At 37.9% G+C, this 13,928-nt stretch carries 10 protein-coding genes; all 10 read left to right on the top strand.

Features of this window, described 5'->3' with window-relative positions; all coding sequences use genetic code 11:
• The first annotated feature begins 1 nt into the window (after window position 1).
• A complete protein-coding gene (gene pcaG / locus EOJ36_RS00070; protein WP_127801980.1) occupies window positions 2-535 on the top strand; it encodes a protocatechuate 3,4-dioxygenase subunit alpha in 534 nt (177 codons plus the stop codon).
• Window positions 535-1,875: a 3-carboxy-cis,cis-muconate cycloisomerase gene (gene pcaB / locus EOJ36_RS00075; protein ID WP_127801981.1), complete on the top strand. Its 1,341-nt coding sequence runs from the start codon at window positions 535-537 to the stop codon at window positions 1,873-1,875. Before pcaG ends, pcaB begins: the two co-directional genes overlap by 1 nt.
• Window positions 1,838-2,959: a bifunctional 3-oxoadipate enol-lactonase/4-carboxymuconolactone decarboxylase PcaDC gene (gene pcaDC / locus EOJ36_RS00080; protein ID WP_127801982.1), complete on the top strand. Its 1,122-nt coding sequence runs from the start codon at window positions 1,838-1,840 to the stop codon at window positions 2,957-2,959. Before pcaB ends, pcaDC begins: the two co-directional genes overlap by 38 nt.
• A 1-nt stretch (window position 2,960) precedes the next feature.
• Entirely contained in the window at window positions 2,961-4,139 is a 1,179-nt protein-coding gene (locus EOJ36_RS00085; RefSeq protein ID WP_127801983.1) for a 4-hydroxybenzoate 3-monooxygenase, read from the top strand.
• Between the two features lie 110 nt (window positions 4,140-4,249).
• Window positions 4,250-5,593 (top strand): 3-oxoacid CoA-transferase, encoded by a 1,344-nt coding sequence (locus EOJ36_RS00090; protein WP_127801984.1) that lies wholly within the window; start codon window positions 4,250-4,252, stop codon window positions 5,591-5,593.
• On the top strand, window positions 5,593-6,801 hold the full coding sequence (gene pcaF / locus EOJ36_RS00095) for a 3-oxoadipyl-CoA thiolase (RefSeq protein ID WP_238944385.1): 1,209 nt from the start codon (window positions 5,593-5,595) through the stop codon (window positions 6,799-6,801). Before EOJ36_RS00090 ends, pcaF begins: the two co-directional genes overlap by 1 nt.
• Before the next feature lie 3 nt (window positions 6,802-6,804).
• Window positions 6,805-7,869 carry a 3-phosphoserine/phosphohydroxythreonine transaminase gene (gene serC, locus EOJ36_RS00100; RefSeq protein WP_127801986.1) on the top strand — a complete coding sequence of 355 codons (1,065 nt, stop codon included), beginning with the start codon at window positions 6,805-6,807 and terminating at the stop codon, window positions 7,867-7,869.
• 1 nt (window position 7,870) lies between these two features.
• Entirely contained in the window at window positions 7,871-9,109 is a 1,239-nt protein-coding gene (locus EOJ36_RS00105) for a flavin-dependent oxidoreductase (protein ID WP_127801987.1), read from the top strand.
• 208 nt (window positions 9,110-9,317) lie between these two features.
• A complete protein-coding gene (locus EOJ36_RS00110; RefSeq protein ID WP_127801988.1) occupies window positions 9,318-10,178 on the top strand; it encodes an alpha/beta hydrolase in 861 nt (286 codons plus the stop codon).
• Window positions 10,179-10,182: 4 nt separating this feature from the next.
• Window positions 10,183-13,788: an alpha-L-rhamnosidase gene (locus tag EOJ36_RS00115; RefSeq protein WP_127801989.1), complete on the top strand. Its 3,606-nt coding sequence runs from the start codon at window positions 10,183-10,185 to the stop codon at window positions 13,786-13,788.
• Window positions 13,789-13,928 lie beyond the last annotated feature (140 nt).

The raw sequence follows: 13,928 nt of genomic DNA on the forward strand, positions 1-13,928 counted from the left end.
GATGGAAAAGAAATTTTTACAAACACCTTCCCAAACCGTGGGTCCCTATTTTGCTTATGGATTAACCCCTGAGCAATACGGATATGATTTTAAATCTTTGGTTGCAAATGAATTGATTTCACCCCTTCATCCAGAAGCGATTATAGTGAAAGGTCGAGTGTTAGATGGAAATGGTGAAGTAATTCCAGATGCCATGGTGGAACTTTGGCATAAGGATAATGAGCAAGAAGGTTTTGGTCGATTTGGCACTGGGACTTTACCAGGAAATGAGTATCTATTTTATGCTTTAAAGCCTCAATCGGTGGATTGTAATGCGCCTTATTTCTCGTTAATCGTATTCATGCGTGGACAATTGATTCATTCCTATACTCGAATTTATTTTGCAGATGAAGAGTCTTTGAATGAAAAGGATAGCGTTTTAAATCAAATTCCTGAGGATAGGCGAAATACATTAATTGCTTCCAAAACTGGAAATGTTTACCAATTTGATGTGCACATGCAGGGTGATAATGAAACTGTATTTTTTGAAGTCTAATGAGTTTATATTCTCAACTGTTTTATTCCAGTAATTTTTCTGACATTTCTTCTGATGAGAAGGACTTGTCGAGAATGTTATTCTTTGAATCGAGCTTAGCAAAAATACAGGCAGAAAATGGAATTATTCCTGAAAAGGCAGCCGAATGGATTAAAGCCTGTGCAGAAGTAAAATTTTTGGATATTGAAAAACTCAAATCAGATATTCGATTGGGTGGAAATGCTGCCATTCCTTTGGTGCAGCAATTAACTCGCATTGTAAAAAACAACGATGTTGAGGCCTCTCGATATGTGCATTTAGGTGCTACGAGTCAAGATGTTATTGACACCGCCCAAGTACTTGAAATTGCCGAATGGATTACATTTTTGGAACATAATTTTCAAAAATTAGGGGCAATATTAGTTTCACTTATTCAAAAACATCGTTCAACGCTTATGATGGGACGCACTCTTTTGCAACAAGCGAAACCCATAACTTTTGGACTAAAATTAGCGGAATATTTAGAGGCACTGCAAAGACATCAACAACGATTGAATCAGGTAAAAGAGCGAGTACTTACAATTCAATTGTCAGGTGCAGTTGGATCTGGGAATGAGTGGATCAATGAAGAAGTTCGGAAAGGTTTGGCGCAAAAATTAGGCTTAAATTTATCAGCCTCTTGGCAATCAAATCGAGATTCCATCGCGGAGTGGGCATCGGTATTAGCCAATTTGACTGGATTTTGTGGAAAAATTGCCACAGATATTTCCCTATTAATGCAAACTGAAATTGCAGAGGTCTTTGAAGGTGCAGCCGATGGAAAGGGCGGATCAAGTACCATGCCACATAAAAGGAATCCTGTTACATGCGTAGCAATATTAGCCAATGCAGCCAGAACACCCCATTTGGCAGCAACTATTCTTGCGGTGATGACCCAGGAGCACGAACGTTCAGCAGGTAAGTGGCATGCGGAATGGGAAACGCTTCAAACGTTGCATGGACTTTCAGCAGGGGCTATGGAAAAAACATTGGAATTATTGACTAATTTGGAAGTTGATGCAGAACAAATGTTTCAAAATATTGAAATCACAAAGGGTTTGATTTATGCTGAAAATGTTTCATTGGCACTTTCAAAGTCTTTAGGAAAATTGGCTGCGCACGAATTAGTAGAAAAAGCCTGTAAATTATCCATAAAATCAGCTAAACATTTAAAAGAGGTCTGCAAGGAATTATCCTTAGAAATCGATAATTTAGATGAATTGTTTTTGCCTGAAAATTCTATAGGTAATTCATTGGAAATGATTGACTTAACCTTGAAAAACTATGAGAACACATTATCAACTGGAAGGAACTCCAAATAGTCCTGTCCTGATTTTTTCCAATTCATTGGGAGCAAATTACCACATGTGGGACGATTTGGTGCCTCATTTGTTGCCCTATTTTCAAGTGTTACGTTATGATACGCGAGGACACGGTCATTCCACAGCCACCGATGGAGAATATTCCATTGAACTTTTAGCAAAAGATGTGATTCAATTGGCTGACGATTTGGGCATTCAGAAATTTGCTTTCTGCGGCTTATCAATGGGAGGGCTAATCGGTCAATATTTAGGAATTCATTATGGAAGTCGATTGACGCATTTGATACTTTCTAATACGGGCGCTAAAATTGGAGATGAAGCTAGATGGACAGAAAGGGCTGAGAAAATTGCTGAAGCTGGTACAGGTGCTCTTGCCGATGAATTTATGCAACGATGGTTTTCTGATGATTTTATTTCTACTCAAAAAAGTAAAATTGCTGAAATGAAAGCCATGGTGAATAGGTCTTCTGATGCAGGATATATTTCTTGTTGTGCAGCCATAAGGGATGCTGATTTCAGGAAAGATTTACCTAAAATATTTGTGCCAACGTTGGTTATTACTGGAGATGAGGATCCTGTTACTACTGTGGAGCAGGCCGAATATTTAGCAGACAATATCCCTAACTCTCACATGTATGTAATGATTCAAACTAAACATTTGTGTGCAACTGAAAAACCAGAAGAATATGCAGATAAATTAGTAGATTTTATTGTAGGCACTAGTAAGGAGGAAAGAGGAATGCACATTCGACGTACTGTACTTGGAAATGCCCATGTGGATAAAGCAAATTCCAAGAAGAATGCTTTTAACACCGATTTTCAAGAGTTTATTACAGAATATGCTTGGGGAGATATTTGGTCACGACCAGGAATGAATAAAACGGATCGCAGTAAAATTACAATAGCTATGTTGATTGCCTTGAACCGAAAAGATGAGCTTAAAATGCACATTCGGGCAGCATTTAACAATGGTTTAACGAAGGATTATATTAAAGAAATTATTATGCAAGCATCCATTTATTGTGGATTGCCTGCTGCAAATGAGGCTATCCATTTGGCAGAAGAAGTATTTTTAAGTTTATAAAATGAAAATTATTCAAACTCAAGTTGGTATTATTGGAGCAGGTCCTGCAGGATTAACCTTAGCTTTATGGCTTAAAAAACATGGAATAAAATCTGTTATCATTGAAGGTAAAAGTAGAGAATATGTTGAAGCACGTGTTCGCGCTGGATTGTTGGAACAAAATACCGTAGATATTTTTGAGCAATTGGGAGTGGTAGATCGTTTGAAAAAAGAAGGTCAAGAACATCATGGTGTCTATTTGAGTTTTAATGGTGAGCGAGTTAGGGTACCTTTTGGGGATTTGACGGGGGGTAGAAATATTACCATTTATGGTCAACAGGAAGTTGTAAAAGATTTAACCAACGCATGGTTAGAAGGAGGGGAGACCTTGTTATTTGAAGCGCCTGCTTCAAAAATTGTAGATTTTGATACACAAAATCCTAAAATATATTTCGAACAAAATGGAGAGGAAGGTATTTTGGAATGTGATTTTGTTGCTGCCTGTGATGGCTTTCATGGGATTGGTCGCAAAACATTGCCAAAGGATGTTTACAAAGAATTTACGGTAACTTATCCATTCTCTTGGTTGGGAATTTTGGCCTATGTTGGACCTTCAACTGATGAGTTAATTTACGCTTATCATGAGCGCGGATTTGCACTTCACAGCATGAGGTCGGATAAGGTTAGTCGTTTATATATTCAAGTTTCAAATGATGATTCGGTTGAAAACTGGTCAGATGAAGAAATTTGGAATGAATTAGCAATTCGTTTAGGTACTTCTGGATGGGAATTAAAACGAGGACCCATCTTCGAAAAATCTATTACTCCCATGCGTTCTTATTTTATTGATAACATGCAGTCGGGTAGATTATTTTTAGCTGGAGATGCGGCTCATATTGTACCACCCACAGGAGGAAAAGGTTTAAATTTGGCTATTGCTGATGTGAAACATTTGGTAGATGGCCTCGTAGATCATTACCATAATAAGAATGAGGAAGGATTGAAAAATTACTCGAAAATAGCTTTGAAACGCATTTGGAGGGCCCAAGATTTCTCCAATTTTATGACAACTTTGTTCCATAAATCTGATGAACATGGTTCATTTACTTACCAATTGCAAAAAGCAAAATTTGATTACATAAAGACCTCTAAGGCTTATGCAACTACGATTGCGGAGAATTATGTGGGCTTGCCTTTTTGAGTGAGCAAGTGAGCAAGTGAGCAAGTGAGCAAGTAGGGCATTTCAAAAAATAGAACAATTAAAACTAAACCAAATAGGTGGCTTAGGCACTCGAAGCCACCGGAAACTATATGAAAACAATACCCATTATAACATCAACCGAAGCCGCCAAAAAAGTAAAGGAAGGCGATATCTTATTCCAAGGAGGATTTGGCATGACGGGTAATCCCGTCCATTTAATGAATGCCTTAGCAGAAATAGGTACAGGTGGATTAACTTTTGTTGGGAATAATGTAGGAGAACCAGGCTTGGGAGGTGGAAAATTGCTTCGAAATGGACAAATCAAAAAAATGATTGGTTCCTTTTTTACCTCCAATCCTGATGCCGTAAAAGCAGCACAAGAGGGTTTAGTAGAATATGAATTACTTCCTCAAGGTTCTTTAGCCGAGGCCATTCGAGCGGGTGGAGCAGGTATCGGTGGATTTTATACGCCAACTTCAGCAGGGACCTTAATTGCAAAGGATAAAGAAACGAAGATTATCAACGGAATTGAGCAAGTTTTTATTCCAGGAATTCGTGCCAATGTGGCCTTTATCCGTGCTTGGAGAGCCGATACAGCTGGGAACTTGCAGTATCGTATGACCGAACAGAACTTCAATCGGGCCATGGCAACTGCCGCGGATTTAGTGATTGCAGAAGTACAAGAAATTGTACCAGTTGGACAAATAAAGCCCGAAGACATTCATACTCCTGGTTGTTATATTGATTTTTTGGTAGAAGAAAAATTAACTGCAGAGGATTTAGGAAGTTCAGCATCTGTTTCTTCTTCAAAAAAGGTAGATGAGGTTCGTATGAATATGGCCAAACGTGCTTTGGTCGAATTGAAAAAAGGTGACGTGGTAAATTTAGGCATCGGAATTCCAACTTTGGTGGCAGATTTGATCACTGATGAGCACGGAATTATTTTACATACCGAAAATGGCATGTTGGGAGTGGGTCCCGTTCCAACCGACGGGGGAGGTGCAATGGATTACCCTGTGAATGCAGGCAAAATTCCAGTGACGGCTTTAAAAGGAAGTAGTTATTTTGATAGTGCAGATTCTTTTGCCATGATACGTGGTGGTCATATTGATGTGGCCATTATGGGTGGATTGGAAGTAGATGAAAAGCAGAATTTAGCCAATTGGGCGGTTCCTGGAAAACCCCTATTGGGAGTAGGAGGAGCAATGGATTTGGCCGCAGGTGCAAAGAAATTGATTATTACCATGACCCATACCAATCCGGATGGATCTTCAAAAATTGTCCCTGCTTGCACTTTACCCTTAACCGCAAAAGGTGTTGTGGATCTCATTATTACTGACCTTGCAGTTTTTGATTATTCCACAGGAAGCTTAACTTTGATAGATTTATTGCCTGGTGCCGACCTTGAAACGGTTCGTGCTAAAACCGCTGCGCAATTTGTTGAGAAATTATGATGAAGGAAACTTATATAATAGATGCAGTTCGAACAGCCATTGGAAGTTTTGGTGGTGGATTATCGCAAGTACGAGCTGATGATTTGGCAGCAGTTCCAATCAAAGAATTGTTGAAAAGAAATCCCAATTTAAATCCTGAATTAGTAGATGATGTAATTTTGGGTTGTCATAATCAGGCCGGAGAAGATAACAGAAACGTGGCACGAATGGCACTTTTATTGGCAGGTTTGCCTTATTCTGTCCCTGGTGAAACAGTGAATCGTTTATGTTCGTCTGGGATGTCGGCCATTATTCATGCAAACCGAGCCATAAAAGCGGGTGATGGTGATATTTTTATCGCAGGCGGCATGGAACACATGACCCGTGGTCCTTGGGTAATCTCTAAAACCTCAAAACCTTTTGGCAATGATGCCCAAATGTTTGATTCTTCTTTCGGATGGCGTTTTGTGAATCCCAAAATGAAGGAAATGTACGGCATTGATGCCATGGGACAAACAGCAGAAAATTTGGTGGATTTATATAAAATTTCTAGAGAGGATCAAGATTTGTTTGCTTATCGCTCCCAAATGAAAGCATTTGAGGCACAAAAATTAGGTTATTTTTCCGAAGAAATTGTGCCGGTCGAATGGGCCGATAAAAAGGGAAATGTGCAGCAATTTGACCAAGACGAATTTATTAAAGGAAATTCTTCTTTAGAAAAATTAGCCAGTTTAAAGCCTGCTTTTAGAAAAGAAGGTGGTACAGTTACCGCAGGAAATGCTTCTGGATTAAACGATGGGGCTGCAGTAATGCTGTTAGCATCTGAATTAGCAGTAAAAAATTCTGATTTTACCCCAAAAGGCAGAATAATTTCCTCCGCAGTGGTAGGGGTAGAGCCTAGAATTATGGGGATAGGTCCCGTGGAAGCTTCTAAAAAAGCCTTACAAAAGGCAGGACTTACCCTAGACCAAATGGATATTATTGAATTTAACGAGGCTTTTGCTGCTCAATGTTTAGCTGTTTCTCGAAATTTAGGTTTGGCAGATGACGATGAGCGAATTAATCCGCACGGGGGTGCAATTGCTTTGGGACATCCGCTAGGCATGTCGGGCACTCGGATTATTCAAACTGCCATGCACGGATTAGAAAAAAATAATAAAAAATATGCATTAGCTGCTATGTGTGTAGGGGTAGGAATGGGCTATGCAATTGTGATTGAACGAGTATAATAAATGAAATTATTTAATTTTTCGCCGGGACCGGCAACTTTACCCAAAGAGGTTTTTCAAGAGGCTTCGGAAGCTTTGTTGAATTATAAAAATACAGGACTTTCGGTTGCAGAAATCAGTCACCGAGCACCTTTATTTGTTGAGATTATTGAAGAAGCAACCGCTTTAGTTAAAGAATTGTATGCATTAACTGAAAATTGGGAAGTTCTTTGGTTGCCAGGTGGGGCAAGTCAGCAATTGGCAGTTACTCCAATGAATTTTGTAAAGCCGAATCAGAAAATTGGATTTGTTAATACAGGATTTTGGGCGCAACGTGCCATGGATGCCGCAGCTGAAATTGCACAAATTGAAATTTTAGACTCTGCTCAAGACTCAAATTTTGATCGAATTCCGAAAGTAAATGGCGATTTAGGGGATTTGGCCTATCTTCATGTCGTTTCAAATGAAACAATTGATGGACTTCAATATGCTGAATATCCGAATGTTTCTGTGCCTTTGGTTGCAGATTTAACTTCGGACTTTTTGACTCGACCTTTACCTCTTGAAAAATTTGCTGTGATATTTGCCTCTGCCCAAAAAAGCTTTGGTATTGCAGGTATAACCTGTGTTTTGGTGAATAAAAATCATTTACCAGATCATTCAAACCACAATGTTCCAACTATTTTTGATTTTCATACCCACATCAAGGAGCAATCATTATATCATACCGTTCCAACTTATCCAGTTTTCGTTTCGCTTTTGATGTTACGTTGGATTAAAAAGAATGGTGGTCTAATCGGAATGCAGGCAAATGCACAGCAAAGAGCGAAATTGATATATGATGAAATTGATCAAAACCCTTTATTGTTTGGAATTACTCAAAAAGAGGATCGATCTTTGATGAATGCCTGTTTCAAAATGCACAATGCAAGTTTGGAGCCGATTTTATTGAAATATTTAGAAGAAAATGGAATCGTGGGTATCAAAGGATTTCCAACAGTTGGCGGATTCCGAGCTTCTATGTACAATGGGATGCCTGTTGAAGGTATTGAATATTTAGTGGAATTATTACAAAATTTTAAAGCATAAGATGAAGTTTATCATTGCAGGTGGTGGGATTGGTGGATTGGTTACAGCTATTGCCCTAAAAAAAATAGGTCACGAGGTCCGAGTTTTTGAATCGGTAGAGGAAATCAAACCTTTAGGTGTCGGAATTAATTTGTTGCCGCATTGTGTTCGTGTATTAACAAACCTTGGTTTGCAGAATAAAATAGCAGAAATAGCCGTTGAAACCAAAGAATTGGTTTATGCTAATCGATATGGACAGTTGTTTTGGTCGGAACCTCGTGGCAGATTCGCTGGTTACAAATGGCCACAGTTTTCGATTCACCGAGGTAAATTTCAAATGCTACTTTGGGAAGAGGCTTTAAAAGCTATTGGTAAAGAAAATTTATATACCAATGCACATTTAACTTCCTTTGAACAAGATGATCAAGAGGTTCGTGTGCAATTTGTTAATAAACAAACTGGTGAAAATTGGCCAATTGAACATGGTGATGTACTAATAGGTGCAGATGGGATTCATTCTGAGCTTCGTAAAATCCTTTATCCAAACGAAGGAGGAGTTGTTTATTCGGGTAATGTGTTATACAGAGGAACAACAAAAATGAAGGGCTATTTGACGGGTGCTAGTATGGCGATGATCGGTTCTTTGCGTCAAAAAATGGTGATTTACCCCATTGTAGATTCTTTAGATCCCGATGGTAATCAATTAATCAATTGGGTAGGTAATTTGAAAATGGGTGAGGAAGGGCAATTGACAGTTCGTGATTGGAATCGACAAGCGGATAAGGATCGATTAATGGAAATTTACAAAAACTGGCAATTTGATTGGATAAATGTGCATGAGATGATTGCTAATGCAGAAAGTATTTATGAATTCCCAATGTCAGACCGTGATCCATTAGACAAATGGTCTTTTGGCCGAGTAACGCTTTTAGGTGATGCCGCACACCCGATGTATCCAATTGGCTCAAATGGTGCATCGCAGGCCATTTTAGATACTGATGCTTTGATTAGAGCATTTGAATCTACATCAGATCCGATTGGAGCTTTAAGGATTTATGATGCGGAAAGAGTTCCTGCAGCTGCCTTGGTGGTCAATCAAAATCGCCAAAAAGGTCCAGATTTTATCATGGATTTAATGGAAGATCGTTTCCCGGATGGCTTCCAAGAAAACGAAATTCCTCATGAAGAACTAGCGGAAATTATGTTGAAATATAAACAAATTGCTGGATTTGATATACAAACTTTAAACGCAAAACATTAATCTCACGCGCAGCTCTGCTGCGTGTGTTATATAATAAAAACATCATGTTTTTAAAATAGTCCACACTCAGCAGAGCTGAGCGTTCAAAAAAAATGAGAATATAAGAATATAAGAATATAAGAATATGAAGATTTTTACAGTATAACCAAAACTCAGTTTCACCAATTCGCAGATTCTCCGATTCTTTATTTCCTAAAATATAACTAACATGAAAAATCTATATTTAGTACTTTTATTTATTACTCAAATTTCTTTTTGCCAACAAACCGTAAAATTATATCCCGGAAAAGCACCAGGTTCTGAAACTTGGGACTGGAAAGAAAAAGAATTGAATGCCATGCCTGGCAATCGCATGTTCTACAATGTTTCAGAGCCTGAAATACTCATATACAAAGCACCGAAGGAAAAGGCCAATGGGGCAGCTTTCATTGTGGCCCCAGGTGGAGCCTTTCATATTTTATCTATCGATTCTGAGGGAATTAATGTAGCCAAATGGTTGAATGAACGTGGAATTACTGCCATCGTGATTAAATATCGTGTAGTGAAATCAAATTCGGATAATCCATTTGCTGAATTAATGCCATTGATGCGTGATTTTAAAAAATTGGATGAAATCAATGCTCCTGTAGTTGAAATGGCAACTAAAGATGGTATTGAAGCTATAAAGTATGCGAAAGCACATGCAATAGATTTAAATATCAATCCAAATAGAATTGGATTTATGGGTTTTTCTGCAGGAGGAACTTTAACTATGTCGGTTTTACTTTCTGCACCTCAGAATCTTAAACCAAATTTTATCGCCCCGATGTATCTTTATGGCCCTGCTGTGATAGGCAAAGAAATGCCTATTCAAACAACTCCCGCATTTATTGGCGTTGCAACTGATGATGAATTAGGTTTTGTGCCACATAGTATTGCCTTGTATCAGAAGTGGTTTGATGCTAAATTGCCTGCTGAATTACACATTTATGATAAAGGGGGACATGGATTCGGTACTCTAAAGAAAAATACTTCTTCGGATAATTGGTTGAATGACTTCGAAAATTGGTTGAAAATAATCTTAAAATAAGACGATGAAAATTGCTAAACTTACCTTAATAATTGTATTTCTTGGTACCATTAGTTCGGTATCTGGACAAGGAAAATTGCAAAACTTGTTAACCGAATATCAATCTAATCCACTTGGAATGGATGTAGAAAAGCCTCGCTTTTCATGGCAGATGGCCAATGTTGCCAAGCAATTTGGACAAAAACAAAAGGCTTATCAAATTCTTGTCACCGACGAAAAAAATCAAACAGTTTGGGATTCCCAAAAAACTGATTCTGACGTTTCTTTAGGAATTGAATACGCTGGACAAACTTTGAAACCAACAACCAAATACTCTTGGACATTAAAAGTTTGGAATGAGAAAAACCAAGAATTGTCTGCAAAGTCGAGCTTTGAAACGGGATTGATGAATGTAGATGCAAATCTATCTGCATGGAATGGTGGCAAATGGATTGGCACCAATAAAATTCCTTTTTATGCACATTATCAGTCGGTTTATGTTTTGAAATATGATGTACAGATAAAAAAAGGGAATAAAGCTGCCTTTGTATTTGGAGCAAATGACCCACGTTTAATGAATAAAAATTTAAATATTCAAGGAGTTGAAAGTGTAAAAGATCAAAGTTATATCGCATTGGAATTGGATTTAAGTGCAATGTCAAAATCAGATACGGCTAAGGCAAAATTAAATGTCATTCGTGCTGGCTATGATCTAAAAGACGATGCAAGTAAAGTGTTTAAATCATTTGATATTGCAACAACATTGATTAATAAGTCGAATCAACTACAAAAACATACCGTTTATGCGGTTTGTAACTTTGGATTATTTGATTTTTATCTAAATATAATTGATGCAAATCATAAGATTAATCCAAGTCCAGCTGGCGGTTCTCCTTTTGCTTCGCGTGGATTAAATTTGAATCCTGTAGGGGCAGGAAATAATTATATAAGTTTCCCTATGGTATCAGAAATAGGCTTTATGGTTGAACCTGGCAATGAAGCAGTATTTTCTAAGGTGCAGGTAATGAACTATCGCAAACCTTCAAACGACTTATTTAATTCGGATACAAATCCCCAATTATTTGCTGATAAAAATTGTACTATTCAAGGAAATGGCTTTTTGATTTCTGCTTCTAATGTAAAAACTTTAATCATTAAAGATCCTTCTCAATTTGCCGCTCCTATGTTGCGAACTTCTTTTGCTTTACAGCCAAAGGTTATCAAAAAAGCGCGTATTTATGCTACTGCACGCGGTATTTATGAATTGTATGTAAATGGTAAAAAAGTAGGGAAAGATTATTTTAATCCAGGTTTAACACAATACAATTTAAACCACCAATACCAAACATTTGATGTAACTAATTTGGTTCGTTCTGGTAAAAATGCATGGGGTGCATGGTTAGGTGAAGGTTGGTGGAGTGGTAATATCACCTATTCTGGTGAAAGTTGGAATTATTTTGGCGACCGACAATCGCTTTTGGCTAAATTAGTTGTTACCTATGCTGACGGTTCTGAGCAAGTAATTGCTACTGATCCAACAAATTGGAAAACCTTTTCAGATGGACCAATCCGAACAGGTAGTTTTTTCCAAGGAGAAGTTTATGATGCACAAAAGGAAAAAGCTGTAACATCTTGGTCAACGGCAGCTTTTAAAGATGCAGCATGGGATCAGGCAGTTTCAATTGATTTAAAAGGTAGTGCATTTGTGGGAGAATCAACCGATTTTGGAGGTCGTAAATCTTCATTAGATTTTTCCAATATGAAATTGTCGGGCCAATTAGATGACAAGGCTGGTATTGTAAAATCAATTAAGGCAAAGTCAATTACCGAACCAAGAAAAGGGGTTTATGTGTATGACATGGGCCAAAATACAGTTGGTATTCCATCTATTCAAATCAAAGGAGGAAAAGCTGGACAAGTAATCACTCTTCGATTCGCAGAAGTTTTGTATCCTAATTTGCCAGAGCATAAAGGCTTAGAGGGTATGGTTATGTTAGAAAATATTCGTGCTGCCTTAGCGCAAGATGTGTATGTTTTAAAAGGTGGTGATGAGGTTATTCAGCCCCGATTTACTTTTCATGGCTATCGTTTCTTAGAAATTACTGGTATTGATGCGGCTTTGCCCATTGCAAGTGTTCAAACTAAAGTTTTATCGTCAGTTGCTGAAATTACTTCTGAATATAAGACTTCAGATACCTTGGTGAATAAATTATGGGAAAACATTACCTGGTCTTTTCGCTCTAATTTCTTGTCAATTCCGACAGATACCCCTGCCCGAAACGAGCGTATGGGCTGGAGTGGGGATATCAATGTTTTCTCGAAAACTGCAACTTATTTAGCGCCTGTAAATAATTTTATGCGTCGACATTTATTGGCCATGCGTGATATTCAATCCAAAGAAGGCCGTTTTACAGATGTTGCTCCAGTTGGTGGAGGATTTGGTGGTACACTTTGGGGTTCCGCAGGTATTGTTGTAGCATGGGAAACCTTCCAACAATTTGGAGATATGGCCATGTTAAGGGAACACTATCCTGCCATGAAGAAATATATCGCATTTTTGGAATCAAAAGTGACTCCAGAAGGAATATTAAATGAAGGACCTTTGGGCGATTGGTTGAGTCCAGAAGGAAATAAAAACGATAACACCTTGTTTTGGGTTGCTTATCAGGCCTATAATTTAGAAATAATGGCCAAAACTGCTCGAGTTTTAGGAATCAATTCAGATGCTTTAGAATTTGAAATGACTTACGAAAAGAAGAAGAAATTATTCAACGAAGTATATTTGTCGGCAACAGGTAAAACTATCAAATCTGGTGTAAAATCGGCTCGAATGGGCCCGCCTTCTGCAAGACCCACCAATGAGCCAGAGAAGTCTGAAAAGGGACTAATGATGGATACTCAGGGTTCGTATGCTATTCCACTTAATTTGGGTGTTGTTTCAGAAGATAAAAAAGGTAAAGTAATTGCCAATTTTGTAGAAACAATCACACGTACCAATGTGGATGACTCAGGTGAAAAAAGACCTCCTTATTCGTTGATGACCGGATTTATTGGAACTGCTTCTGTGAGTGAAGCTTTGTCAAAAAATGGACATGATGAACTAGCTTATGCTATTTTAACCAATAAATCATATCCATCTTGGTTGTATTCAGTAGTCAATGGCGCGACTTCTATTTGGGAGCGATTAAATTCTTACACGATTGAGAATGGCTTTGGCGGAAATAATAGTATGAATTCCTTCAATCACTATTCTTTTGGCGCCGTAGCTGCTTGGATGTACAATTATTCGTTGGGAATTCAAAGAGACACAAAATCCCCTGGATTTAAGCATTTTGTTTTGAACCCACGTGTTGACCCCACTGGTAAAATAAAATTTGCCAAAGGTCATGTAAATACGATGTACGGAGATATCAAAAGTTCTTGGAAAATTGTAGGTAGTTCAACGCAATATCAATTCACTATACCAGCCAATACCTCTGCAACTGTGATTTTACCAGGTAAAAATGTTCAGCAAATTAAATTGGCTGGTCGCCCTTTTAAAGTTGGTAATGGAATATTATCGATAAGTGAAAAGAATGGATCGGTTGAAATAGAAGTGGAAAGTGGTGGATTTATATTTGAATGCAAATAATTAACAGGCAGATATAATAAGTAAAAGTTAAAAGGTATTAAGTATTAGTTAAATGGTATTTTATCAATTTACTTTTATTTAAAACTTGTAAATTGCAGGGGGTAAGGGGAATGTATTTCCCCAACAAAAAAATATTAGAA

Origin of the sequence: Sandaracinomonas limnophila (genome assembly GCF_004005965.1) — a bacterium.
GTDB lineage: Bacteria > Bacteroidota > Bacteroidia > Cytophagales > Spirosomataceae > Sandaracinomonas > Sandaracinomonas limnophila.